The organism is Mycobacterium numidiamassiliense (genome assembly GCF_900157365.1).
Lineage (GTDB): Bacteria > Actinomycetota > Actinomycetes > Mycobacteriales > Mycobacteriaceae > Mycobacterium > Mycobacterium numidiamassiliense.
Genome location: NZ_FUEZ01000004.1, coordinates 2300891 through 2325995, shown reverse-complemented (window position 1 = coordinate 2325995; position 25105 = coordinate 2300891). Strand labels below are relative to the sequence as shown.

General features: G+C 65.3%; 22 protein-coding genes, 1 tRNA gene and 2 pseudogenes. 9 read left to right on the top strand and 16 right to left on the bottom strand.

The window, feature by feature from the left end; genetic code table 11:
* Positions 1–7: 7 nt before the first annotated feature.
* From ettA to lipQ, 7 genes are all read right to left on the bottom strand, one after another.
* The gene (gene ettA, locus MNAB215_RS19570; RefSeq protein ID WP_077080277.1) at positions 8–1684 is read right to left on the bottom strand and encodes an energy-dependent translational throttle protein EttA; all 1677 of its coding nucleotides are present in this window, start codon (positions 1682–1684) and stop codon (positions 8–10) included.
* A gap of 92 nt (positions 1685–1776) precedes the next feature.
* Positions 1777–2268 carry a single-stranded DNA-binding protein gene (locus tag MNAB215_RS19565; protein ID WP_077080276.1) on the bottom strand — a complete coding sequence of 164 codons (492 nt, stop codon included), beginning with the start codon at positions 2266–2268 and terminating at the stop codon, positions 1777–1779.
* A 159-nt stretch (positions 2269–2427) separates the two neighbouring features.
* Entirely contained in the window at positions 2428–4449 is a 2022-nt protein-coding gene (locus MNAB215_RS19560; RefSeq protein ID WP_077080275.1) for a bifunctional copper resistance protein CopD/cytochrome c oxidase assembly protein, read from the bottom strand.
* A 37-nt stretch (positions 4450–4486) separates the two neighbouring features.
* Positions 4487–6850: a glycerol-3-phosphate 1-O-acyltransferase gene (locus MNAB215_RS19555; protein ID WP_077080274.1), complete on the bottom strand. Its 2364-nt coding sequence runs from the start codon at positions 6848–6850 to the stop codon at positions 4487–4489.
* Complete coding sequence (locus MNAB215_RS19550) at positions 6847–8565, bottom strand: HAD-IB family hydrolase/lysophospholipid acyltransferase family protein (RefSeq protein WP_077080273.1); 1719 nt, start codon at positions 8563–8565, stop codon at positions 6847–6849. The genes MNAB215_RS19555 and MNAB215_RS19550 overlap by 4 nt, the downstream gene beginning before the upstream one ends.
* The gene (locus MNAB215_RS19545; RefSeq protein WP_077082167.1) at positions 8562–10034 is read right to left on the bottom strand and encodes a WS/DGAT/MGAT family O-acyltransferase; all 1473 of its coding nucleotides are present in this window, start codon (positions 10032–10034) and stop codon (positions 8562–8564) included. Before MNAB215_RS19545 ends, MNAB215_RS19550 begins: the two co-directional genes overlap by 4 nt.
* 184 nt (positions 10035–10218) lie before the next feature.
* Positions 10219–11466: an esterase LipQ gene (gene lipQ / locus MNAB215_RS19540; protein WP_077080272.1), complete on the bottom strand. Its 1248-nt coding sequence runs from the start codon at positions 11464–11466 to the stop codon at positions 10219–10221.
* Positions 11467–11672: 206 nt separating this feature from the next.
* On the opposite strand from lipQ, the gene MNAB215_RS19535 reads away from it, so the two are divergent.
* Positions 11673–11746: transfer RNA gene (locus MNAB215_RS19535), tRNA-Arg, on the top strand.
* Positions 11747–12334: 588 nt separating this feature from the next.
* Here the strand turns inward: MNAB215_RS19535 and MNAB215_RS19530 are convergent.
* Complete coding sequence (locus tag MNAB215_RS19530) at positions 12335–12955, bottom strand: TetR/AcrR family transcriptional regulator (protein ID WP_077080271.1); 621 nt, start codon at positions 12953–12955, stop codon at positions 12335–12337.
* A 259-nt stretch (positions 12956–13214) separates the two neighbouring features.
* Here MNAB215_RS19530 and MNAB215_RS19525 point away from each other — a divergent pair, with 259 nt between their 5' ends.
* The 3 genes and pseudogenes from MNAB215_RS19525 to MNAB215_RS30710 all read left to right on the top strand — a co-directional run.
* Positions 13215–13946 (top strand): SDR family NAD(P)-dependent oxidoreductase, encoded by a 732-nt coding sequence (locus tag MNAB215_RS19525; RefSeq protein ID WP_077080270.1) that lies wholly within the window; start codon positions 13215–13217, stop codon positions 13944–13946.
* 76 nt (positions 13947–14022) lie between these two features.
* Entirely contained in the window at positions 14023–14982 is a 960-nt protein-coding gene (locus tag MNAB215_RS19520; protein ID WP_083746180.1) for an SDR family NAD(P)-dependent oxidoreductase, read from the top strand.
* A 276-nt stretch (positions 14983–15258) separates the two neighbouring features.
* Positions 15259–15795, top strand: a pseudogene (locus MNAB215_RS30710) (PPE family protein); the annotation flags it as partial.
* Positions 15796–17998: 2203 nt separating this feature from the next.
* On the opposite strand, the gene MNAB215_RS30705 reads toward MNAB215_RS30710, so the two are convergent.
* Entirely contained in the window at positions 17999–18397 is a 399-nt protein-coding gene (locus MNAB215_RS30705) for a hypothetical protein (protein WP_342743256.1), read from the bottom strand.
* Between MNAB215_RS30705 and MNAB215_RS29795 the strand changes: the two genes are divergently transcribed.
* Positions 18305–18823 (top strand): hypothetical protein, encoded by a 519-nt coding sequence (locus MNAB215_RS29795; RefSeq protein WP_165691589.1) that lies wholly within the window; start codon positions 18305–18307, stop codon positions 18821–18823. The genes MNAB215_RS30705 and MNAB215_RS29795 overlap by 93 nt on opposite strands.
* 42 nt (positions 18824–18865) lie before the next feature.
* Here the strand turns inward: MNAB215_RS29795 and MNAB215_RS30805 are convergent.
* A pseudogene (locus MNAB215_RS30805) lies at positions 18866–18952 on the bottom strand (nitroreductase family deazaflavin-dependent oxidoreductase); the annotation flags it as partial.
* A 126-nt stretch (positions 18953–19078) separates the two neighbouring features.
* Between MNAB215_RS30805 and MNAB215_RS19495 the strand changes: the two are divergent.
* The gene (locus MNAB215_RS19495) at positions 19079–19771 is read left to right on the top strand and encodes a cutinase family protein (protein ID WP_174604604.1); all 693 of its coding nucleotides are present in this window, start codon (positions 19079–19081) and stop codon (positions 19769–19771) included.
* A gap of 28 nt (positions 19772–19799) precedes the next feature.
* Here the strand turns inward: MNAB215_RS19495 and MNAB215_RS19490 are convergent, their stop codons facing one another.
* Complete coding sequence (locus tag MNAB215_RS19490; protein WP_077080266.1) at positions 19800–20360, bottom strand: TetR/AcrR family transcriptional regulator; 561 nt, start codon at positions 20358–20360, stop codon at positions 19800–19802.
* A gap of 132 nt (positions 20361–20492) precedes the next feature.
* Here MNAB215_RS19490 and MNAB215_RS19485 point away from each other — a divergent pair, with 132 nt between their 5' ends.
* Together MNAB215_RS19485 and MNAB215_RS29790 are read left to right on the top strand one after the other, a co-directional pair.
* Complete coding sequence (locus tag MNAB215_RS19485) at positions 20493–20921, top strand: nitroreductase family deazaflavin-dependent oxidoreductase (RefSeq protein WP_077080265.1); 429 nt, start codon at positions 20493–20495, stop codon at positions 20919–20921.
* Between the two features lie 133 nt (positions 20922–21054).
* Positions 21055–21225, top strand: coding sequence for a hypothetical protein (locus MNAB215_RS29790; RefSeq protein ID WP_165691588.1), 171 nt, complete (start codon positions 21055–21057; stop codon positions 21223–21225).
* 52 nt (positions 21226–21277) lie between these two features.
* Here the strand turns inward: MNAB215_RS29790 and MNAB215_RS19475 are convergent, their stop codons facing one another.
* From MNAB215_RS19475 to MNAB215_RS19465, 4 genes are all read right to left on the bottom strand, one after another.
* Positions 21278–21547 carry a hypothetical protein gene (locus MNAB215_RS19475; RefSeq protein WP_077082165.1) on the bottom strand — a complete coding sequence of 90 codons (270 nt, stop codon included), beginning with the start codon at positions 21545–21547 and terminating at the stop codon, positions 21278–21280.
* 59 nt (positions 21548–21606) lie between these two features.
* Positions 21607–22062 carry a carboxymuconolactone decarboxylase family protein gene (locus MNAB215_RS19470; protein WP_077080263.1) on the bottom strand — a complete coding sequence of 152 codons (456 nt, stop codon included), beginning with the start codon at positions 22060–22062 and terminating at the stop codon, positions 21607–21609.
* Positions 22063–22348: 286 nt separating this feature from the next.
* Complete coding sequence (locus tag MNAB215_RS29485) at positions 22349–22603, bottom strand: hypothetical protein (RefSeq protein ID WP_131829142.1); 255 nt, start codon at positions 22601–22603, stop codon at positions 22349–22351.
* A 101-nt stretch (positions 22604–22704) separates the two neighbouring features.
* Positions 22705–22953 carry a hypothetical protein gene (locus tag MNAB215_RS19465; protein ID WP_077080262.1) on the bottom strand — a complete coding sequence of 83 codons (249 nt, stop codon included), beginning with the start codon at positions 22951–22953 and terminating at the stop codon, positions 22705–22707.
* A 144-nt stretch (positions 22954–23097) separates the two neighbouring features.
* On the opposite strand from MNAB215_RS19465, the gene MNAB215_RS19460 reads away from it, so the two are divergent.
* The gene (locus MNAB215_RS19460) at positions 23098–23868 is read left to right on the top strand and encodes an enoyl-CoA hydratase (protein WP_077080261.1); all 771 of its coding nucleotides are present in this window, start codon (positions 23098–23100) and stop codon (positions 23866–23868) included.
* Between the two features lie 6 nt (positions 23869–23874).
* Here MNAB215_RS19460 and MNAB215_RS19455 read toward each other — a convergent pair whose 3' ends face one another.
* Complete coding sequence (locus MNAB215_RS19455; RefSeq protein WP_083746179.1) at positions 23875–24867, bottom strand: bile acid:sodium symporter family protein; 993 nt, start codon at positions 24865–24867, stop codon at positions 23875–23877.
* Positions 24868–25105: the final 238 nt, after the last annotated feature.

Sequence of the window (25105 nt, the reverse complement as noted above, 5' to 3'; positions counted from 1 at the left end):
GCTGACCTTAGTCGCGTGTCAGCCTTCGGTGGGTGACCCGGTGCGGCCTGGCGGCGTCGGCACCGAGTCGTTCCACCTTGTTCTCCTCGTACGCGCCGAAGTTGCCCTCGAACCAGAACCATTTGGCCTCGTTGTCCTGGTCGCCCTCCCAGGCCAAAAGGTGCGTGCAGGTGCGGTCGAGGAACCAGCGGTCGTGGCTGATCACCACGGCGCAGCCGGGAAACTGCTCCAGCGCGTTTTCCAGCGAGCTCAGGGTTTCGACGTCAAGGTCGTTGGTCGGCTCGTCCAGCAGGATCAGGTTGCCGCCCTGCTTGAGGGTCAGCGCGAGGTTCAGCCGGTTGCGCTCCCCGCCGGACAGCACGCCGGCCGGCTTCTGCTGGTCGGGGCCCTTGAATCCGAACGCCGACACGTAGGCCCGCGACGGCACTTCGGTCTGGCCGACCTGGATGTAGTCCAGCCCATCCGAGACGACTTCCCAGACGTTTTTCTTCGGATCGATACCCGAGCGGCCCTGGTCGACGTAGCTGAGCTTGACGGTCTCTCCAACCTTGACCACGCCGCTGTCGGCCTCCTCCAGCCCGACGATGGTCTTGAACAGCGTGGTCTTGCCGACCCCGTTGGGACCGATGACCCCGACGATGCCGTTGCGCGGCAACGTGAACGACAGGTCCTTGATCAGGATGCGTCCGTCGAAGCCCTTGTCGAGGTGTTCGACCTCGACAACCACGTTGCCCAGCCGGGGCCCGACGGGGATCTGGATCTCCTCGAAATCGAGCTTGCGCGTCTTCTCCGCTTCGGCGGCCATCTCCTCGTAACGCTGCAGGCGGGCCTTACTTTTGGCCTGGCGTGCTTTGGCCCCGGAGCGCACCCACGCCAACTCTTCGGTCAACCGCTTTTGCAGCTTGACGTCTTTGCGTCCCTGCACCGAAAGCCGCTCGGCCTTCTTCTCCAGGTAGGTCGAGTAGTTGCCCTCGTAGGGGTAGGCACGGCCCCGGTCGAGTTCCAGGATCCATTCGGCGACGTTGTCCAGGAAGTAGCGGTCGTGGGTGACCGCCAGAATCGCACCCGGGTAGCTGGCCAGATGCGATTCGAGCCACTGCACGCTCTCGGCGTCCAGGTGGTTGGTCGGCTCGTCGAGGAGCAGCAGGTCAGGCTTGCTCAGCAGCAGCTTGCACAGGGCCACGCGACGGCGTTCGCCACCGGAGAGGTTCGTCACCGGCTCGTCGGGCGGCGGGCAGCGCAGCGCGTCCATCGCCTGCTCGAGCTGGGAGTCGAGGTCCCACGCATCGGCGTGGTCCAGCTCCTCCTGCAGCCGGCCCATTTCGTCCATCAGCTCGTCGGTGTAGTCGGTGGCCATCAGTTCGGCGACCTCGTTGAACCGGTCGAGCTTGACCTTGATGTCGCCCAAGCCCTCTTCGACGTTGCCGCGAACGGTCTTCTCTTCGTTGAGCGGCGGCTCCTGTTGCAGGATGCCGACGGTCGCGTCATTGGCCAGGAAGGCGTCGCCGTTGTTCGGCTTATCCAGACCGGCCATGATCCGCAAGACGCTCGACTTACCGGCGCCGTTAGGGCCGACGACGCCGATCTTGGCGCCCGGGAAGAAACTCAGGGTGACGTCGTCCAGGATCACCTTGTCGCCGTGCGCCTTGCGGACCTTCTTCATCGTGTAGATGAACTCAGCCATGCCGCGGTTGTGCCTTTCTGGTCTTTGAGAATGATCTCGCGGACCATCCTAGGCATCACGCGAGCGGGCTAACCCAACGCCCAACCCGAGAGCTACGCCGACAGCGGCAGCGGGCCGCGCGCGGCGGAGCCGTCGTCGGATGCCACCGGGTCATCGACGGCGGTGGGCACGGCATCGCCGGTGGTGCCCGCCCCGGCGGGTGGCGCCGGCTCGGCGTCCGGCCCGCTGTAGCCGGGCTTCTCGATGCGCACGATCGCGCGGGATAAGTCGGGGCCGACCGAGGTCGCCCGCATCTCCAGCGATGACCGGCGATTGCCGTCGCGATCCTCGTACTCGCTGGTGTAGACGTGTCCCACCGCGATCACCGGCGCGCCCTTACCCAGTGCGGCACCCACCCCGGTGACCAGCTTTCCCCAGCAGTTGACGGTGATGAACAGCGAGTTCCCCGCCTCCCAGCTGCCGTCCCCGGCGCGGCGGCGCGAATTGCTGGCCACCCGGAATTTGATGACCTCCTGATCGCCGACCTTGCGGCGCTGCGGGTCGTTGACGATGTGACCGACGACGGTCAGTGGGGTTTCGAACATTGGCTCGCGTTCCTTTCCTAGCTAATTTGTTCATTCGCGCTTGTGCGTGCTGCCCATTCAGCTGCATGACACCGACGGGCCGTCTCGTCGTAGGCCGTGGCAGGGCGGGTGTGTGGAGAAAGGTGCGACTGGGGACAAACACCGGGAAGACCTTCCGGTCTACCGCGGCTCCGGCGTTTCGCGCCGCGCCAGCTCGGCGAGCATGGCGTTGTAGGCGCTCAGGTCGGCGTCGTCGTTGCGGTCGGCCGCGCGATCCAGCCGCCGGGCGGTCTTCGCGTCGCTGCGCGCCCACTGCACCAACAGCGCGAGCATGACGATCACCAGAGGCACTTCGCCTGCCGCCCAAGCGATTCCACCGCCCAGCCGTTGGTCGCCAAGGAGATCGGTGTGCCAGCTCAGGCCTAGCGATCGGTAGTAGGCGGCGCCGAGCACGGTCGGGGTGCCCATCAGCTCCACCCCGAAGAACGCGTGCATCGGCAGCGAGGCGAAGACCACGCCCACCTTGGCCAGGTGCGGGATCGGCCGCGGCGTCGGATCGACCCCGATCACCACCCAGTAGAAGAGGTAGCCGCTGACCAGGAAGTGGACGTTCATCGCCAGATGCCCGGCGTGGCTGGCGACCGCGTCGTCGAAGATCGACGTGAAATAAAGGCCGTAGAACCCGGCGACGAACAGCACGGTGGCCACGATCGGATTGGTGAGGACCTGCGACACCCTGCTGTGCAGGGCGGCCAGCAGCCATTCGCGCATGCCGGGCGGATCGTTGCGGCCTGCGGCGGGCAGCGCCCGCAGCGCCAGGCTCACCGGCCCGCCCAGCACCAGCAGGATAGGTACCAGCATCGACAGCCCCATGTGCGCTGCCATGTGCATGCTGAACATCGCGGGCATGTAGCGACCGACGCCCGACGACGTGACGAACAGCAATGTCAGGCAGCCCAACAGCCACGCCACGACCCGGCCGGCCGGCCACTGATCGCCGCGGCGGCGCAACCGCAACACCGCCGCCACATACAGGGCAGCCAAAATGATTGCCGCGGTGCCGAAGATGAGATCGAACCGCCAGTCGAAGAGAATGCGCGCCAGCGTGGGCGGACCGTCGAAGTCGTAGCCGATCTCGGCTTCGGGAATGGTCGGCAGCCGAACCGGCGGCGGCGGGGGTGGCGTGCGCCCCAGCCCGACGGCGATGCCGAACGTCACGCCGAACACGGCCGCCTCGATCAGCGCCAGCCGAATCAAGATGACGCGCGCCTTCGGTGAGCCCGGATCTGCCTGCAGCGCAACAACTCCGGCGCGCCGCTGGCGCCAGCCGAGGAACCCGAGCACGCACAGGGCGACGAACTTGGCCACCACCAGGCGCCCATACGCGGTGGTCGGCAGGTCGGACGGCACCACCCGCACCAGCGCGTTGACTCCACCGCTGAGTGCCATCGCGATCCAGCACCACAAGGCGATCGTCGAGAAGCGCCGCGCCGCCAGCGCGAGGTGATCGCCGCCGCGTAGCGCGTGGGCCAGCAGAGCCAGCAGGCCACCGGCCCACAGGCTGGCCGCGACCAGGTGGATCAACAGGCTATTGGTGGCCAGGTCGTGCGAACCGCCGGCCGACGAGTGGCCGGTGAGTCCCAACGGAATCAGGGTGATCAGCGACCCGCCGACCAGCAACGGCGTCCATGACCAGCGCAACACGGCCAGGCTTGCCAGCGTCACCACGGCGGCCAGCACCGCCGTCCACCGCCATGCGCCCGCGGTGTTGATCAGGTCGGCCAGGGTCCAGATCGTCAGCGGATTGAGGTGTTCGGCCAACGGGTGACCGGATACGTCGGAGATGGTCAGCGGAATCAGCAGGGCCGCGCACACCGCCCACACGCCCGAGGCCACCGTGCCCAGGCGAAGCGCCCGGTAGCCGCCCGCGTCGAGCACCCCGGTCTTTTGCGGCGGGGCCAAAAAGGCTGCGAACAGAAACGCCCCGACGGCCAGCACCGCCGCGATCTCGCCGACCGCCCGGACAAACGGCAGACCCAGAGTGGTGGCGGGCCCCGGATCGGGCAACCCGGTGGCGGTCAGCGCCTGCGCCAGCGACAGCGCCCCGATCCCGGCGGCCGTGCAGCCGGCCAGTACCGCGACGCCGGTGAGCAGCGGCCACACCAGCGCACGCGCTCTGCCCGCCGATTGGCCCACCGTCATGCGTCCAGCGTATGAGCGGTGCCCCGGGGAGCCCGCACTACCCGGCTTGCCGGGCAGGGTCTTCCTGGCGGGCTTTGAATTCGCGGGCGACGAACTGATCGCGCGCGATGCGCCCGACATAATCGCAATCTCGCACAATTGCGCGCAATTCGCGTCGGAAAGCGACGCGGCGTTCGGCGAGATCGCCGGCCGGGGCGACCAGCTTCTGGTCGACGACCACCTGGCGCGCGGTGGCGAACAGCAGGGTCGATACCGATTCGCAGCTGCGGACCCGAGTTTGGGCCACGTACTGCTGGCCGACGCCGAGCGCCAGCTCGGTCAGCTCCTTCTCGCCGATATCGGCGGGAGCATCGCGCAGCACGTCGGCAACAATCTCATAGGCCTCGAAGAACACTCGCAGCATCGCGTCCGACATCAATGGGCGCTTGGCAAACAGCATGGCGTCGATCTCGTCGCCCCCGGCGGCGACGTGGGCCTGCCAGTCGTCGTGCCATGCCATCTCTTCGGCGATGTTGTCGCGGAACGCCGCCGAGTCGGCGAAATAGAAATCGAATTTCAGCAGATCGCGCAACCGCATCGCCTGGGCCCAGAACGCCTCCATGCGATCGCCCTGAGCGGCCGTGTCGTTCCGGACGTGCGCCAGGGCAAGCTCGACGATCGAGGTCTCCAAAAAGGTGTGAATGACCGAGTTCCGGTAGAACGCCGCAGCAAGCTCATCGTCGGGCGCGATGCGCCACACCGGCTCACGCCCACTGTCGACCCGGGTGATCGGATGCCCGTTCGACAAGGCGTCGACCGCGGCACGCACACCGTCGCGGGTGCGCAGCCGCAGCGCACTCGTCGATACCGGAGTTTGTTTGCGGTCCAGGTAATCCAGCGAGTCTTGCAACGTGTGGTGCAGCTGACCAAGGGTCAGCGCCGCACCGTGAGTGGTGAGCAGCAGCGCACACACCAGACCCGTCGCCGTCACCGGTGTCGCCCGCAGAATTCGCCATGCGACTTCGAACGACATCTTCTGCAGCGCAAGTCGTTTCGCATCATTATCTCCGACCGGCTGGCCGTGCGATGGGCCGAGGTACTGCCGCATCGAAACCGCTTCCGGGAAGCGGACATAGATCTTGCCGTAGTTGCGTTCGCCCTGGGCCTTGATGAAGTTGTACAGCCAGCCAACGCCCTCGGGTGTCTTCTCGCCGCCGCGGGCATAGTCGGCGTACTCGGCCGTCTCGTGTAGCTGATCGAAGCTGATCGAAACCGGTTGCAGGAGAATGTCTTCGCTGCGGCCATCCAGGTAAGCGTCGGCCACGTAGCTCATCAGACCAAGCTTGGGCGGCAGCATCTTGCCGGTGCGCGAGCGGGTGCCCTCGATGGACCAGCTCAGGTTGAATCGCTTTTCCACGATGTAGCCGACGTATTCGCGCAACACGTATTTGTAGAGCGGGTTATCGGCGATGTTGCGGCGGATGAAGATGACACCGGAACGGCGCAGCAGCGGTCCCATCAGCCCGAAGGACAGGTTGATTCCCGCGAACACATGCACCGGGGGCAGCCGGTTCTCCTGCATTGCGACCGGCACCACCGCCCCGTCGATGTAGGACCGGTGTGAGAACAGCAGCACCGCCGGATGCACTTCCAGCCCGGCGCGCAGCGCCGCGACTTGATATTCGTCGTAGTCGATTTCCGGTTCGAAGCCGCGGCTGATCAATCTGCCCAGGCCGGACACCAGGTCGACCGACGCTCTGCTCCACCCGGTGGAGAGTTCGTCGAGCATCTCGCCGGCTTCGTCGACGGTTGCGCCAGGGATTTTCGCCAGGCCGGCGCGAAATCGTGCGGACGCCAGGATCTCTGGCTTCACCAGCCGCGGCGACTTGTACTGCGGTCCGAGGATGCGGTATTCGGCGCGCTCGATCGCCAAGACGGCGCGGCGCGCGACGAACTGGGCGAAATCGCGCTGGTCCTCGCCGACGGTGGTGTCGCGCCACTGCTGGCGCAGTTCGGATGCCTTGGCCGCCTCGCCGGCCACCACGCGGGCCCGGCCGGGATCGTCGCGGACGATCTGGCGCTGCTGACGCCGGTTGGGATGGTAGGGATCTCGGTTCGGCAGCAGCCCAGCGAGGGTGGCGATTCTGCCGCGATCCGGGGCCGGCAGCCAGAAGACCCGCACCGGCACGATCGACCGGTCGTCGGCCGACTCGAGCTGCTGGACGAGCTGCGTCAGGTCGGTCGGCGGCGCGTCAGCGGACGGCAGTTTCAAGAGGTCGAACTTCGCGCCGGGGTTGCGGATCCGCTGCCGATCCAGCCAATCCATCACCAGCTGCGTTTCGACGTCGGAGTCCATGGACGCCAATACCAGCGCATGTTGCGCGGTCAAGACCGCGCTGGTATCTGCGGCCGGTTGGGTCACGTGTTTCCTTCGGGCCCAGCGGTTGTCGGGTCGGCGCTGCCGTTCTTGCCCGCCCTTGCAGCCGGGCCGGTCGCAGGCTTCTTGGCCGCAGCCTTCTTGGCCACGGCCTTCTTGGCCACGGCCTTCTTCGCCGGGGCTTTTCTTGCGGCGGCTTTCGCGACCGGCTTGGCCGCGGCCTTCTTCGTCGGCGCCTTCTTCGCCGCCTTCTTCCCGGCGTAGAGAGCGACCGCGGGCAGCTCGTCGACGGGCCAGTTGGCCAACGTGTCCAGATACAGCTGGCGCACCTGGGCAATGTGCTCGGGCAGCGTGTCAAGTGTCCAGTCCTGCAAGGGGATTGGCGGAAACACCGCGACGTCGACGGTACCCGGATTTATCGTGGCGGAATTCCGAGCGGCGACGATCTCCGCGTTACGGATGACGATGGGGACGATCGGGATCCCCGCCGCCATCGCCAGACGGAACGGCCCCTTTTTGAACGGCCCGACCTCGGTGGTGTCGAGCCGGGTGCCTTCCGGAGCCATCAGGATCGAGAGCCCGTTTTTGGCTCGATCTTCGACCGTGCGCATCGTCTCCACCGCGGCGGTCGCATCGTCGCGGTCGATGAACACACCGTCCAGGGCCTTGCCGAGGAGCGCCATGATGGGGTTCTTTTGCAACTCCTTCTTGGCCACCGCAACCCAGTTGTCTTTCACCAGCGCACCGGCAATGACCGGGTCAACCTGATTGCGGTGGTTATAGATAAAGACGGCGGGACGCTGCGCGTTGAGGTTTTCTCGTCCGATCACGTTAAGTTCCACGCCGGTGGTCGCCAGGACCAACTGGGAAAAGTTGGAGGTAAAGAAATTGGCGCCGCGTCGCCGGCTGCCGGTCAGCAAGCCCATCGCCACGGCGCCGGCCCCGACCGGGAACATCGAGCCCAGTCCGGCAATCGTTCGCACCTGCCTGCGGATGCCGACGGTACCCCGGCTGCTGAATTTCAGGATCGGCCAGCCGCGCCGCTTGGCGACGGCGGCCATCTTGCCTTCGGGGTTGGTGGGTCGCGGATTGCCGACCAAGTACATCAGGGCGACATCCTCGTCACCGTCGGCGTAGAAGTAGCTGTCCTTGAGGTCGATGCCGTTCTCGGCCGCAAACCGTTGTACCGCAGCGGCTTTCCCGGGCCCCCACAGGATCGGCGCCACGACTTCGCCGGTGAGCTGCCCGTCGTCATTGGTCTCGAACTTGTTGGTCAGCGTGTTCACGATCCCCAGGAAGTTGGCGACCGGGTTGACCTGGATGGTCAGCGCCGACGAGCTGAGCACCACGGTGTGGCCGCGCGCCACGTGGGCCCGCACCAGCTCGCGCATCTCCGGGTAGATCCGGGACTCGATCCTCTGGACGAACAGCCGCTCGCCGATCTCCTCCAAGTCGTCGATCAATCTCCCGGCGAGTGCCGAGGCGGCCTTGCCGATCAGGTCTTCGAACTCGAGACGTCCGAGCCGATGGTTCAGGCCTGCCTGCACCATGCTGAGCAACTCACCCACACCCATGTCGCGTTTCCGCAGGCGCTCTTGGGTGAGGATGACCGCGGTGAAGCCGGCGACCAAGGTTCCATCCAGGTCAAAGAATGCGCCGACTTTGGGGCCGGCAGGACTGGCGAGAATCTCGGCAACCGAGCCAGGTAACCGCAAATCACCTGCCGGCGTTGATGTCTCGTGGCTATCAGCAGCGCTCATGAACCTGACACCGATCGCGACTCCGAATCTGCTTGTGCGACAAAGGAAGCGGGTACTGCGCGCGGCGCCGGATCACCGGCCAAGGCGAGAATCTCGTTGAAACCCTCCAGCAAGCATTGGGCGAACAGCGCCTCGTCGCGCACGGAAGCCCTGTCGTAGCGCACGGTGATCGTGCACCATCCGCCCCGGGAAATCAGCACCACCATCATCGCCACACCTGGCAGCGGACCAATCCCATACTGCCGCAGGACCTTTGCGCCGGCGATGTAGGTGTCTCCGGGGTACACCGGGACATTGCTGGCTTGTACGTCCGCGCCGACCACCGAGCCGGTGATCCCCTCCAACACCGCGGTGGGGAGCACACTGAGCACCGGCGCCATCGAACCGATGATGTTCATTGCGGGCTCGTCGCGGCGCTGTGTCATCTGCGCCCGGATCTTCTGCATCCGGGAAATCGGGTCCGCGGTACCGATCGGCGCGGCCAGGTTGACGCCGGTGAACCGATTGCCCCCGGCGGTATCGGCGTCGGCCCGCAGGCTGACGGGCACCGCCATCGGCAGCGTGCCGATCGGCACACCGAGCGCCTCGTGATAGCGCCGCAAGGCGCCCGACAGGCCGGCGAGATACGCGTCGTTGATCGATCCCCCACCGGCCTTCGCGGCCTTGTGCAGATCGGACAGCGGAATGTCGATCGCTTCGGAACGGGTGGCCAGACTGCGCCGGCGCAGCAGCGGCGACGGCTCGGCGGCGCGGTTGAGCACCCGCATGCCGGATACCGCGTAGTTCACAATTCCCGACACCGTGGACACCGGTTCCAGAATCGCCCGTCCGGCTACCGACACCGCCCCGGACAGTGCGTTCAACGCACTGCCGACCACGGCGATCGGGAGGCGATTGAAGCCCTCCCGCATCAGATCGTTGCCCGACAGGTCCTGCGGGACCGGCAACGGCGGCGTCGGCCGGGCCGGCGGATCGCGCTCCAGGTCGTAGATCTCGGCGAACATCTCGACGCCGCCGACGCCGTCGGTGACCGCATGGCTGACATGCAGCAACGTCGCGGCCTTGCCGTCGGGCAGGCCCTCGACGAGGGTGGCCGTCCACAGCGGCCGGGATATGTCCAGCGGCGACTGCAGGATGAGATCGGCGAGGTCGAATACCTCACGCAGCGTGCCGGGTTCCGACACCCGCACCCGGCGGACGTGGAAGTCCAGGTTGAAGTCGGGATCCACCACCCAGCGCGGGTTGGCCGTCGGCAGCGTCGGCACCACGACTTTCTGCCGCAATCGCAGCACCCGCCGGGAGGCGTTCTCGAATCGGGTGCGGAACCGCTCCCAGTCCGGCGTGCTGTCCAGGAGTTCGAGCGCCATGATCCCCGACCGAGTCCGGGGATTGGCTTCACCGCGATGCAGCAGGTAGTCGACCGGTCCAAGCTCGTCGGACAATCCACTGGCCACGAAGGGCTCAGTCATGATGATCAACTCGAAGCGCTAACCGCGTCACTGCCGCACACGCCTCCTGCCTCGGCACTGCTCACCCAATTGCCACACCAACGCTAGTCGGGTTGCCGCGGCGGTGAAAGGCACGATTCAGTTGCTAAGGCCGCTGCCGCGACCCGACGGATGAGACGTTGTGGCTGGCAGTTGATCTGCGCGATCAGCTGGCCGGTGTCGCCGAGAGCGGCCACGAATCGATGAGCGCGCTCTCCCGCTGCCCGTAGGCGATGCCCAGGAAGTCGGCGACGGCATTGGCCGCGAGCCGCGATCGGACCGTGGAGAGGATGTCGAAGGCGTGGTGGGCATTGGCCAGCTCGGCGTAGGCCACGGTGGCGGCTCCGGCGTCGCGCATGGCCGCGCAGAAGGTCCGGGCCTGGCTGCACGGAACCAGCTCGTCTTTCTCACCGTGCAGCACGAAGAATGGCGGTGCTTGCTTGTGCACGTAGGAAATTGGCGACGCCGCCTGGAAGCGTTCGGGCTTCTCGGCGTAGCGGGCCCGCATGACGAAGTGCTCCAGGAACGGCAGCATCAGCTCGTGCATGACTTCGGCGTTGGTGAAGTCGTAGACGCCGTAATACGGCACCGCGGCCTGGACCGTCGTGTCGGCGTCTTCGAACCCGGGCTGAAACGTCGGGTCGTTGGGCGTAAGCGCGGCCAACGATGCGAGATGCCCACCCGCTGAGCCGCCGGTGATCGCGATGAAGTCAGGGTCGCCGCCGTAGTCGGCGATGTTCTCGCGGACCCAGGCGATGGCCCGCTTGACGTCAATGAGGTGGGCGGGAAAGGTGCTGCGCGGGCTTTTGCTGTAGTCGATCGATACGCAGATCCAGCCGAGTTCGACCATCCGGCTCATCAGCGTGTACGCCTGTCCGCGCTTGCCGTTGACGGCCCACGCCCCGCCGGGGACCTGAATGAGCACCGGTGCACGCCGGCCCGGCGCCATGTCGTGGCGTCGCCAGATGTCGAGCAGGTTGTCGCGGCCACCGGGGCCGTATGAGATGTCCGAAGTCTGCGCTGCGTACCGGCGATGGGGCCCAGGGCGGTGCAACCACCCGCCGCGGGGCGCGCACTCGGACTCCTCGCTGGTCGGGTGATAAACCTGGTCACCAAAGTCCGGTCCAAAAGACTCCACCAGGGCGGCTGTGAGGGCTTCGTCGGCCCGCTGCGCGGCCCAGGTCTTGCCGACTTCGCCGATGGACGGGCGCGACACCCGGGACAGCGCGTGTCCGGTGACCACATGCGGGGGGAATTCGGTCGAGAGCCAGCCGGCGAACCAGCCCAGCGCCGACGGTGAGCCACGCAGTAATAAGGCGCTGGCGCGATAGGTACCTTGGGCATCGGATGCCATTCGCAGCGCTTGGGCACCCGCCCGTGCATACCGCGAAGTCATGCTCATGACCACGCTCATTACAACGTCACCCCTCGACGCTATGCACACGCCTCGTTGCGGTTAACGGCTGTTTACCAGCCGGTGATGTACGTGTGTCGAGGGCCCCACCATAGCCGATAATTGGCGCATGGGAAGGTTTTTCAGGCGCGTCGCGACGGCGGGTCGGCGCGTCGCGGCGGCGGGTCGGCGTACCGGCCGCTGTTCGATAGACTGACCTGCGCATTGCCTCCGTAGCTCAGGTGGATAGAGCAAGGGCCTTCTAATCCCTAGGTCGCACGTTCGAGTCGTGCCGGGGGCACTGGTCGGAGTGGGTTTCCGGTCTGGGTCTCGTGCTCGGAGTAGCACTCCCCCAATCCACCGTTAGTGCGCTGCAGATCGGAGGTGGCGCGCTCAGCTGTCTTCGCGGTGTCGATGTAGTAGTTGATCGACCACCGCATGAGCTTCGAAATGGTTAACAACAGCGAATCTGCTCACAGCCGGGGCTTCGACGCTTGCTGCGCCGCAGTCATTCTCGCACCCTTGTGTAAATGTGCCAGCAGTATTTTCGGATGTCGTGACTGTAACTTGTTGCAGTGTAACTGTTTTGGGAATTAGACCAGATGGATGGGGCGGTAGTGGTGATGTTGACATGGCTTGGTTGTTATTGAGAAGTGTTGGAGAATAGGGTGTTTGGTCGGTTGAGTTGATTGCCATTCATCCGCGCTCGGTGGCAACTAAGCGGGCCCAGCTTCGCGAACAACTGCCAGGGCATGGGCGGCGCCGACGGTGAGCCGGGTCTGGCCAGCGAGTTGCGACTGCCAAGCCGCCGCTCGAGGCAGCTGACTCTTAATCAGCGGGTCCTCTGCCTGTTCGGCGGCCCGTCGCGAGCGACGGCCCCCGCGAGCAGTTAAGGAGCGGGCAGGGACAGGGCATCGATGAACTCCAATATGGAGTCCAGGGCGGCTTCCAGCGGCTCGGTGCTGCGCTGTACCTGGCAGAGCAGAAGTCCGCCTTGCACCGCGGCGATGCTGGCCATGGCCAACTTCTGGGGGGTCTGCTCGTAGGACAGTTTCCCGCTGGACTGCAGCATCCGCAGATCCGATTCCAGGATCTCCTGCCAGCGGCGGAAACTGGCGGCGATGATGTCTCGGGCGTCGGCGTCGGGTTTGGTGACTTCGTAGGTCAACGAGCCCAGCGGGCAGCCGCCTTCACAGTTTCGCCGGCGTTGCGTGTCGACGATCGAGTCCCGCCAGGCGCGCCGGCCGGCCTTGGTCTTGAAGTTGGCGGTGCGTTGGATGTCCACCATCATGTCGGTCTGATACGCGATGACCGCCTTGACCAGGGCGTCTTTGTCCGCGAAATACAGGTAAAGCTGTGAACTGCTGACGCCGGCGGCGTCTTTGACGTCGTCGAGCCGGGTGGCGCTGATGCCGTGGAGGTGAAACAGTCCGGCGGCGGTGCTAATGATGCGCTGCCGGGTGATCTGACCCTTCGCCGTGATCCGCGGTCCGGTGGTCGATGCGTCCATGCCGTCGATGCTACCGCTGGCGGATTCTTGAATCCATTCTTGGCTCAGTTCCAGGATGCTAACACCAATTCGGAGCGAGCTGACACGGCTTCTGCAGGATTGCTGAAATGCCTTTCTTGCAGTGATGATGGTCCGACCGACAGGTGAGCGCGTTGACCTCCCCGCCCTTCCGTGAATCCTCATTATGGATTTGACATTCCATAATTGTGGAGGGACGCTATGCCGTACGTAGCCAACGTCAACTGAGAAGGAACAGCCGATGAGATTCGATGGCAAGAAGGTCCTCGTCACGGGCGCTACGTCCGGTGTCGGTCGGGAAACCGCGAAACTGTTCGCCCAGCATGGCGCCGCTGTGATCGTCACCGGCCGCAACGAATCTCGCGGCAAAGCCGTGGTCGAGGATCTCGCCACCGCAAGCGCACCTGCCCGCTTCATCGCCGCCGACCTGAACGTTTCCGACGACGTGCGACGGCTGATTCAGGAGGCCGGGGACGTCGACATTCTGGTCAACAATGCCGGTTTCTGGGAATTGGCCCCGACCGCGGAGGCCACCGAAGCTGGTTTGGACGCCATGTTCGCGGTCAACGTCAAAGCACCGTTCCTGCTGACCGCAGCGTATGCCCCGGCGATGGCGGGAAACGGCGGCGGCGCGATCGTGAATGTGTCCACGATGGTCGCCGACCGCGGCCAGGCCGGGATGGCCGGCTACGGCGCCGCCAAGGCAGCCCTGGAATCGCTGACCCGCTCCTGGGCCGCGGAATACGGGCCCCAGGGCGTGCGCGTCAACGCCGTCGCGCTGGGTCCCACAATGACTCCGGCGATGGATCCGATGGCACACATGCTGCCCACCTTCGTCGCTGCCATTCCGTTGGGCCGTGCCGCCCAGCCCATCGAAATCGCCAACGCCATCGCCTACCTGTGCAGCGAGGAGTCGAGCTTCATCACCGGTGCCGTCGTCCCGGTCGACGGTGGCCGCCAATCCGTTCTGTGAACGGCTGCCACACCCATCTGATCCTGGGCGCAACGCCCGCCACTCTCAGCCCAAACCTCACGATTAGGAGACTTCAATGAGCAAGCAGCCCTCCCCAAGCGGCCGGTTGCGGGGCCAGACCGTCCTGGTCACCGGCACCACCAAGGGTGGCATCGGGTACGAGACTGCCCGCCTTCTCGGTGACGAGGGAGCCACCGTCCTGACGCACGGCCGCACTCCGGAAGCGGCGGGCGCCAGCGTTGAAAACCTCGCGGTCGACGGTAACGGGGCTGGCAGGGTCATCCCGGTCGCCGCCGATCTGAGCTCGATCGCCGGCGCGCGACAGCTGGCAGACGCCGTCCGAGCCGCCGCCCCCCAGGGCATCCATGGTCTGGTCAACAACGCCGGCGCCGGGTTCAACGAGCGGCGGCTGTCCTCAGATGGCTTCGAGATGACCATGGCCATCAACCACGTGGCGGTAGCCGCCCTGACAGACGGACTCCTCGACCTGCTGCATGCGGGTGCGGATTCCTTGGGAAGACCGTCGCGGGTAGCCAACATGACCGCGTTGATCGAGGGGCGCGGGAAAGTCGAGACCGACTGGTCCTATCCGGGTAAGTACAGCCAGACTCAGGCCTACTTCAACGCCAAGTTGACCAACCTGCTCTACACCTATGCCCTGGCTCGCCGACTCGACGGCCGCGGGGTCACGGTCAACGCGGTCAGCCCCGGCACCGTGAAATCGGATTTCGGCGCCAAGGCCGGCGGAATCTTCGGGCTGATGGCACGGTTCGGCGCACCGCTATACGGCCACCCCAGTAAAGGCTCCCGCGGAGTCGTGCGGATCATGACCGACCCTGACCTGGCCACGGCCACGGGCAACGGCGGCTACTACACGCCCTCCAAACTCAAGAAATCCTCCAAGAACTCCCGCACAGAGCACCTGCAGGAACAGGTTTACCTGCAGACCGAACGCATCCTGCGTGCCCACCGCGACAACCACCCTAGGAGCGTCGGTGATGACCGCGCTCGCCGCACGCCGGAGCGTTTCGAGTAGGGAGTTATCAGGGGCAGGGGGGACCCCAGCGACGGATTTCGCGCGACCTGGCCAACAGTGATGGCAGCGATCGAATCGGTCACCGAACCGCACCGGCTTGCTGGCCGACGTAGCAGCGACCCGGCACCGACGACTGCCACGTAGCTACGCGATCGTTCACGGCGGAATTTAATCCTGCTGTTACGCGAGGTTTGCCGGAGCCGCGTCCGATCCCGACATTCCCGCGTACGCTCCTGCTAACGATCAACACGCGTGACTCCCGAAAAGCGAATAGACATGCCGGATTTTGCGCTGTTGCCGCCGGAGATCAACTCTGGGCGCATGTATGCCGGGCCGGGGGCCGGGACGTTGCTGGCCGCCGCGGCGGGCTGGCACGCGCTGGCGGCCGAGCTGGAGTCCACTGCGGCCGGCTACTCCGCTGTGATTGCAGGGCTGACCGGCCACGTGTGGTTAGGCCCGACGTCGATAGCGATGGCGGCCGCGGTGAAACCCTACGTGGGGTGGCTCTCAGCGACCGGGGCTGCGGCTGGGCAGACCGCCGTCAATGCCTACGCGGCGGCGGCGGCCTATGAGGCGGCGTTCGCGATGACGGTGCCCCCGCCGGTGGTCACCGCTAACCGGACACTGAAGATGGCGTTGATCGCAACCAATTTCTTCGGGCAGAACACCCCGGCGATCGCGGTCACCGAAGCCCAGTACCTGGAGATGTGGGCCCAGGACGCCGCCGCCATGTACGGCTACGCCTATGCGTCCGAGTCGGCGAGCGCTCTGCGCCCCTTTCGTGAGCCGCCGCCGACCACTAAGGGGGACGGCCCGGATGGCGGCGGCCGCAACGCTGGCCGCGGCCAACCAGGCCGCGGGCATGGCCACTCCAGGTCGATGGGGCACTGCGGCAACCAACAGCCGAGCCCGACCACCATCGGACCTAACGCCGTCGACACCGCCGGCCCCAAAGGCGCCACGGTCGTGGTCAACGAGGGCGCCGTCACAGTCGGCCAGGGCTCCACCATCAACGTTCCCGTCCAGGGGACCGTCACGGCCGGCCCCGGTGGCGCCACCCTCACCTACTCCGACTACCCGGCCTTCAACATCCTCCCCAACGCCACCGCCACCCTCCCCCGCGGCTTCGAGGGCGCCAACGTCAGCGTCAGCTCGGGCTCCGTCACCGTCCCCGCGGGCTCGACCGTCACCGTCGGCCCCGGCGGTTCCGTCACCGGCGGCGTTCAGGGCGGCGCCACGGTTACCGTCAGCAGCGGCTCCCTCGCCCCGGCGGCACCGGTGGTGACGCCGGCAACGACGGCGACGCCGACCGCGGCGGCCCCGGCGGCGACAACGACATCGGCGACGACTTCGACGACTTCGACGACCTCGTCGGCTTCGACAACCTCGTCGACATCGGGAACGACGACGGCCGGGACGTCGACGCCCGCGGGACAGGTTCCGGGGGCTCAGCCGCAATCGGCTCCTGGAGCCCAGCCGCAGTCTGCTCCGGGAGTTCAGCCGCAATCGGCTTCGGGGGTGCCGCAGGCTGCACCGGGGTTGGCCCCGGTGCAGGCCGTACCGGGGGTGGCCGCGCCCCTCGCGGTTCCCGGTGCCGTAACAGCTGTCGGGGCGCCGGCGCCGACGGCCCCCCTTGGGGATCCGCTGCAGTGGGCTTCGTTGGAGCACCTGCCTTCACCGGCTGCGCCGAACTTGGCGCTCGGCGGGCAGCCGGGCTCGCAGCCGTTGGTGCATACCGATCAGGTTGTACTCACTTCGGGTGCGACGCTATTAGGTACCGGTGGTGGCGGCCTTACGTCATTCATTTCCACTAAACCGACATTTTATCGCGGAGAAACTGTTGTAACCAAAATACAGCATCAAGCATTAATCCGCGATGCATCGCTTCGCTTCGTGAAAAGCTTAGATATAGCACAGAGCGCCATCAGTTTGTCATCGACGTTAGAATTATCCGCGGGACTTGATGAACTAATGTCGTCCAATCACGTCGTCAGAAACCTCTTCGAGCAGGTAAAAGCCGGCACGGGCGCGGCAACAGCCGGTCAGGCGATCGAGCTCCTCTCGGGCGCAACGGAGACGACTCCTCCCACACTTGAGCAAATTGCAGCCGTCACGCTCCGCTCGGCGCTTGGCGCGGCACCTCAAATGGCTGAACTAAATGACATTATGACGGAAATGAAGTTGATAATGCCTAGCGATGTCCTGCTAAAAGCTCAGTACGCCGCGATCGTCACACTTTTCGAGGCTCATATTTCCGAGGCCGGCACACCAACGAGTAACGGAAACCAAGCCTCGGGTGCGGCCGTCACCGACTTTGTCGATGCGGTACGAAGCGATTTCGGTTTGGACCCGATAGCGTTGGCCTAAGACGACGCGGTTCTTAATTCTCAGGTGACAAGGACGGCGGCCCGGCGGCGCTCAATCCACCGGGCACCGAGCTCTCAGGTGGTCCGGGTTTCAGCCGGTGCCGGTCACCGCAGACGCTCAGGCGCAGTCGGCCCCGGGGCTGGTGCCGCCTGCATCTGGTTCGGCTGCAACGGATTTGGCGCTCAGGGAGCAGGCCAGCCGGCGGCCGTCTACATTTACGCGTATGCACATGGATCAGGCTGTACTCACTTCGCTTGCGACGTTGCTAGGTGCCGGTGTTGGCGGCTTTACGACGTTCATATCCTCTAAAGCCGCATTTCATAGAGCGGAAACCGTTGAAACCAAAAGGCAGCGCGACGTACTATTGCGCGATGTATCGGTTCGCTTCGTGAAGACCTTGGACATAGTGCAGGGCGCGATTAGTTCGTCGAAGTTCAAGGAATTATCTCCGGAATTTGATGAACTAGTGTCGTCCAATCAAGATGTCAAGCACCTGGTGGAGCAGGTAAAAGCCGGCGCGGCCGCGGCAACAGCCTCTCAGGCGATCGAGCTCCTCTCGCACGCAGCGGAACCGACTCCTTCCATGCTTGAGAAAATTGCAGCCGCCACGTTCCGCGCGGCGCTCGCCGCGGCGCCTCAAATGTTTGAATTAAATAGCGTTATGGCGGAAATGAAGTTGATAATGCCTAACGACACCCTGCAAAAAGCTCAGTACGCGGCGATCGTCACACTTCTTGCGGCCCTTATTTCCGAGGCAGGCACACCGGCGAATAACTGGGACCAGGCGTCGAGTGCGGCCGTCACTGACTTTGTCGAGGCCGTACGCACCGATTTCGGTTTGGACCCAATTGCGTTGGGCTAAGACGACTAAATTGTTCTTCCCAACTCGGGACGGTGTAACCGCGCGCAGGGAATCGACCAGCCGGTCGATCACCGCGCCGACGTCCTCGCGCCCTTGCTGCTGATCGTCTGCGCGCGATGTAAGAGTTGCCTCTCGCAGTGCGCCCAGCATCGTCAATGCGGTCGCCTCGACCGGCTGTGGCGAGATGGCGCCGGACTCGATGGCATCAGCAAAGACTTCTACGAGATGTGGCCCACAACATCATCCGATTCGTCCCATCCGTGGGGCACCTGGCTACGAATGCCGAACATGAGTCACCCACTCCAACGCGCCGACGACCTCGCCGTGCTGGCCTTCTGGTTTCTCGGTGAGCACTGGTTAAGCCGTCTGGTGACTGCCGATGAAGAGGAGCTGGCTGCGCTGAGAACCGAGGCGTTCCGGTTCTCACGGGAAGTAGACGGGAGCGAACCGCTGGTATTGAAGGCCCGCGAGATCGCCAACGCCTTCCTCGAAGTGTTGTCCCAGTTCCAGGCACCCGACAGCTTTCAGAAGCTGAAAACAGCCAGCCAGGCCTACGAACAGGAACGGCTTCTGTCGCGCCAGGGCACATCGCGCCGCGTTGACGGGCGGTGAAGCCCAGGGGCGAGGGGGTCCTGGGCTTCACCGTTTAGTCGGTCATTCGAGGACGAAGACCGGGATCTTCCTGTCCCTCAGCGACTGCAGCTCGACGTAGTGGGGGTAGGCCTCGATCGCCGTCTGCCACCACTGCTGGGCCGTACTTCTTGCGTCATGCCCGCCTCAACATTTCGGCATGCCCGGCCATTCCCACGGCCACGCGTGGCGCGACGTGGACGGTAGCTGTCGGTCGCCATATGTGAGCATGGTGGCGTGAACGCACGCCAACTCACTCGTCTGCTGGCTGCCGCGATGGCGGCGACGTCGGCGGCCTTGCTGAGCGCTTCGACCCTCATCGCCCCCGCGTCCGCCGCTCCCTGCCCCGATGTCGAGGTGACGTTCGCCCGCGGCACCGAGGAAGCGCCCGGCGTTGGTGGCGTCGGACAGGCATTTATCGACGCACTGCGCTCACAGGTCGGAGGCCGGTCCGTCGGTGTGTATGCCAGCAACTACCCCGCTGGCGACGATTTCGCTCCGTCCTCATCGGCCGGCGCCGTCGATGCCCACGCACACGTCAGGTCGATGGTTGCCAACTGCCCCAACACCAAACTGGTGCTCGGCGGATACTCCCAGGGCGCCATGGTGATAGACTTGACCACCATCGCCCAGGCACCGATTGCCGGCTTGATCCCCGACATCCTGACGGCCGACGAAGCCGCTCATGTTGCCGCGCTCGCCACCTTCGGCAATCCATCGGACAGGTACCTGGGTGCACCGATAAGTGTGGTCAGCCCCTGGTACGGGGCGAAGGCCATCGACTTGTGCGCGCCCGGCGATCCGGTATGCACGCCGGGCGGGACCTGGGCGCTGCCCACGCATGACGAGCTGTTCTCCCCGGTGCATCTGTCCTATCTGGAGTCCGGGATGCCCAGTCAGGCCGCAACTTTCGTGGTGAGCCACCTCTGACGCAGCCGTCGGACCGACGGTTTGTTGTTTAGCCCGGAAGATGAAGCTTGATCGTTTCGATCAAGTGCCGGCCGACATGGTCGAGCGGGTCTGGCGACTGCGAAGCGAGCGCGATGATGATGGCGCCCTCGATGGACGCGATGGTCAACGCAGCCAGCGAGCGCGCCGTGTCGGGGACTACTCCAGCCCCGACTAAGCGGTCGGCGACGACCGTCTGCCAGTCATCAAACGCCTCGGCGGCCGCCTGTGCGGCTGCCGGTGCGTCGACGCGACCCAGGACCGCGGCCACGATAGGGCAGCCCGCTTCCAATTGACTCTCATCAAGCGCGGCCTTCCACTGGTCGATGAAGGCCTGAATCGCTTGCGCCGGATCATCATCGCCCGCTGACCGAATCACCGCCGTCAACGCCTGTCCGGCCTCGCGAGTGGCCTCGGCAATGAGTTCCTCTTTGCCGCCGGGAAAGTTCAGATAGACGGTGCGTCGCGCGACTCCACTGTCCTCCAGCAGCGCGCTGAGGCCAGTGCCGGCGACACCCCTGCGTCGAACCAGTCCGGTGGCACTCGCGATGAGCGCGTCGCGCGCTGACATAACATGCCGCCTCTCGAATCCCTCGAAATTTCGTGGTTGAACTATACCAACCGGTCTACTACTATACCAATCGGTCTACCGTCGTTGAGCGGCACTCAACACCGAACAGGATGAACACATTTGAGAGAGACGATGATGAACACTCGCGACGGCAAGACACTGCGGAAGTTCCACCGGGAACGCGCGTTCGGCCGGTATTTGTTCAACCCGACGGTGAGGGCCCTCAGCCGACTGGGGCTGCGCACCGCGCTGGCCACCGAGTTGGAGACCATCGGCCGCAAGACCGGCCAACCACGCCGTGTTCCGGTGTCGGCGCAGTTCGACTCCAAAGGGGCGTGGGTGATCAGCCAGCACGGCACTCGCTCCGGTTGGGGCAGCAATATCGCCGACAATCCGAATGTCCGTATGCGCGACGGGGATAACTGGCGGCCCGGGCTCGCAACATTTAGGCCGGACGACGACGTCGTCGCGCGAGGTCGCAAGTTCGGCCGACTAGGGGCCAGGTTGGTAAAGGCGCTCGAAACGACGCCCGTATCGGTGCGGATCGACTTCACGGACTGAAGGTCGACTCGCCCGGTGAGTTAAATCTAATCGCCTCTTCGGCGCGGGAAAGTGCCTGATGAATAACACTCATGTACTTTAAATTCAAGTCGCCCAACGTTGGACGTTTCCCTCGCTCCGGATGGAGGATGCAATGTACAAACGTGAAACCGAAAGATGCCGAAAATGCGACGGGCTCGCCGACGCACTCGTCTGGTATCAGTACTCGTCAAATGGCCACCCGGTCGGGCGGATCATTCACCGGATCCGGTGCCGGCACGGCTGCTCGGGCCTGGTCGTCGACGGACCCGGCGCGCGCGGCTAGCGCATTCCTAAACAGTCGCCGCACCAATTCCGCCGCCGAATTAATTCCGCCATTAACGCCAGCTGGCCGGTAAATCGACGATGTGGTTCGGGCAATAATCTTGGACCGCCTGGGACATGATGTCCCGCGCGCCCTGAGCCGACATCTTCGCGCGCAGCATCATGAAGGCGTATTCGGCTGGGGTGTAGCCCGATTGGGGACCCGCGGGATCGTCCATCAGCTGGCATGCCTCCTGCTCCTGGCCGGGGTTGGCGCGGGCAATGCCCGAACCCAACAGGCCGACCAGACAAGCCAGGCCGGCAGCGGTGATCGCCGCGTTAATCCGCACCGGTACTTCTCCCCTACGAACGAGCCCGCGTCGACGTCGACGCGGCGGCCATCCTAGCCGCCGTGGAACGCGTTGGCACCCATCACCAGCGATGCGGTGCCGCCGTAGAGGTAGCCGACCTCGACCGCCTCGGTGATCTCGGCTTCCGATGCGCCCGCGGCTCGCGCGTTGTCCGCCAGCGTCCTGACACCGTCCGGGTGCGCGGCAATCGTGTCAGTGATCATGCCCATCAGCAGCTTGTACTTGGCCGGAATGGCACCGTCTTTCAGGATGCGCTCACGCATCGCCGCATACGAGTCGGCGAATTGTGGGTCGCGCTGCTGAATGGCTTGCAGCCACCCCGGATTGTCCTGCGGGGGCGCGGGATCGGTGCAGCTACCCGCCGGTGCACGGCCGTCGTCGCACACATCGGCCGACGTCGGCGGGGCGTTGTGGACCAGCAGGCCGGCGCCGAGGAGCAGTGCCCCGGCCCACGTTGCGATGCTCGAGCGGCGAGATGTCTTCGTCATGGGGCAACGGTATCCGACGCATCCTCGGGGCAACCGAAAACTGTTGTGCCACTTGACCTATCGATGTTTAGCGTGGGCCGTTCTGGTCATGCTCGCGGCGCTCCGGGGAAGCGCGTTGCCCGATTACCTCGGCGCGACGGGCGGCGTCACCGCCGACGGCGCGCCAACCGGAAGTCTGGCCTACGCGTCGATCTGCTTCGGCGTCGCCACCATCGCGGTGATCAGTGTCAGCGGGAGGCGTGCCGGGACCCAGGTGGGCTTAGCGCACACCGCCGCTAACGGCGCATCAGCCGCCGCCACCACCGCCGCCGCCACCGTCGGCGCCGTAATTCCACCCGTAGTCTGGGCTGCTCTGCCGCCCCGGCGGGGGTGGGGGTGGCGGCTGTGGCGAAGTGGACGACGGCGGTGCCGCAGGCTCCACATCACTGGGAGCCGCATGCACCGGGATACTCAGACCGACCGCGGGCACGGCGGCGAGCACGAACGCGACCGTCATCTTCGCCACGCCGCTGCGAACACCGGAAGCACCTCGCAAATTCATAGACCACTCCTCACGCATTCATACACATGAGAAATGATTCAGCGGCTTCGTCATCGCTGCGTTAAGCCGTGGTTACTTTCGTTACCTGCACGACCCGTGGTCTAAGCCCAGTTGTACTGCCAGACCAGGTCGTGGCGTCCGATCGTTGCCCGGTCGCACCACATCGTGCGCCCATCGGCATCCTGGCTGGTCGCATGCCGGACCGAGCACGTGTCGCCCGACGCGGGCACGTTGCGGCTGACCACAGCGATTCCCGCCAGGACGGCGGCGGCCAGCACCAACGAGACCAGCGCTAGCCGAGTTGCGCAGCGTGCGGTGGTGATCCGCACGGCGTCCAGTGTGTAGACCATCGAAGGCCTCCTTCCGTGGATGTTCGGTGTTCTCCTGCAGCATCGCGACACGCCCTTGAAGGATTCTCAAAAGCCTCTTGTCTGCGCCGGCCGGCGCGGAGCCGGGCTCGAAAACCCGGCAAACTCGCGAAGTACGCTTGCCCGATGGCCCAATCCGACCTCGTCCTGTACAGCGTGGCCAATCGCGTCGCGCTCGTTACCGTCAACGACCCCGATCGACGCAATGCGGTGACAGGCGAGACGTCGGCGTTGCTGCGTGGCGCTGTCGAACGGGCCGAGGCCGATCCCGACGTGCATGCCGTGGTGGTGACCGGAGCGGGCAAAGCGTTCTGCGCCGGCGCCGACCTGAGCGCACTGGGCGCGGCAGGCAGCGCGGGAGCGGAATCGGGTCTGCAGCGGCTCTACGACGGTTTCATGGCCGTGGGGAGCTGCACGCTGCCGACCATCGCAGCGGTCAACGGCGCGGCGGTCGGCGCTGGATTGAACTTGGCCCTGGCCGCCGATGTACGTATCGCCGGGCCCGCCGCGTTGTTCGACGCTCGTTTCCAGAAGTTGGGGCTGCACCCCGGTGGGGGCGCCACCTGGATGCTGCAGCGGGCGATCGGTCCGCAAGCCGCGCGGGCGGCACTGTTGTTCGGCATGCGCTTCGACGCCGAAGCCGCCGTGCGGCACGGGTTGGCGCTCAGTGTGGCCGACGACCCCGTCGCCGCCGCGCTGGAGCTGGCGGCGGGGCCGGCGGCGGCACCGCGTGAGGTGGTCGTAGCGACCAAGGCCACGATGCGCGCCACGGCCAGCCTGGGGTCGCTGGACGACGAGCAACACCTCCTCGCTATGCGCACTGAGCTTGGGCCGCAAGCACACTCGATCCAGTCGCCGGCGTTCGCTGACCGCCTGGCGGCGGCACGACAGAAGTAGGCGCCCCTAAGCGGGTTGTTCGTCCACGGCGGTATCGGAGCTGGTGGTATCGGAGCCGGCGGTATCGGAGCTGGTGGTATCGGCGTTGGCGGTATCGGAGCCGACGGTATCGGAGCTGATGGTATCGGCGTTGGCGGTGTCGCGGAAGGAAGAGTCGAACCGGCGCACGACGACGATGAACGTCAAGGCGATCAGCGGTGCGAGAGCACCGTAAACCGCGGCCGGCATGGCCATATCCATGCTGTTGAGTAATTGCGGGCTCAGTGCGATGCCCAATGCCAAGGCGGCGTTGTGCATTCCAATCTCCAGGCTGATGGCGATGGCCTGCCGGGGGGCCAGCCGCATCCAGCGTGGCACGAGATAGCCGACCGTCAGGCTCACGGCGCAGAAGCACACCACGGCGCCGCTCAGCACGCCGAGATTATTGAAGAGAGTCTTGTGGCCTGCGGCGATCGACGTGACGACGACAACCACGAACAACACCGCCGCGAGAATGCGGACCGGCTGCTGAACGCGCAGGGCAAACCCGGGGAGTCGATGTCGTATCGCGATGCCGATCGCGACGGGAATGAGCACAAACCCGAAGACCGTGACGAATTTACCCGGCGGCAGCGGGATGAAATGTCCGTCGCCGCGGAACCAGGTCATCGCTATCGCCAATATCGCCGGCAGGGTGAAGATCGACAGCACGGCGTTGATCGCCGTCAACGTGACATTGAGCGCCAGGTCTCCCCTGACCAGGTGACTGAGCACACTCGACGTGGTGCCGCCCGGCGTCGCGGCCATCAGCATCAGCCCAATCGCCAGAGTCGGCTGAAGATGGAAGGCTTCGGCGATCAGCAGGCACAGGGTGGGCAGAAGCAAGGACTGGCAGATCAGCGCGACCAACAGCGGGCGGCGCAGCGTGGCGGCCCGCTTGAAATCGTCGACGGTCAGTGTCAGCCCGAGGGCCAGCATGACCACGACGATGACGAACGGAAAATACTGCTGGTTGCCCATACCTCTCCACGGTGTCGGTGCGCAGCGGCCGGTGGCATTGGACCGGCGGAATGTAGCTTGCCTTATCCCGCTGCAGGTTGCAGGTGTGCGGAGACCGGACTCGTCCCCACCCGCCGCATCCGCATCTTAAATTGCCCGATTTCCAAAGCATTTGCGCGGCTACTCAGCAAGATTTTTTGTCGGTGGCTCAGGCTATTTGAGGCTATGAGTTTCCAGGCCGTCGTTGACCGCGATGCGG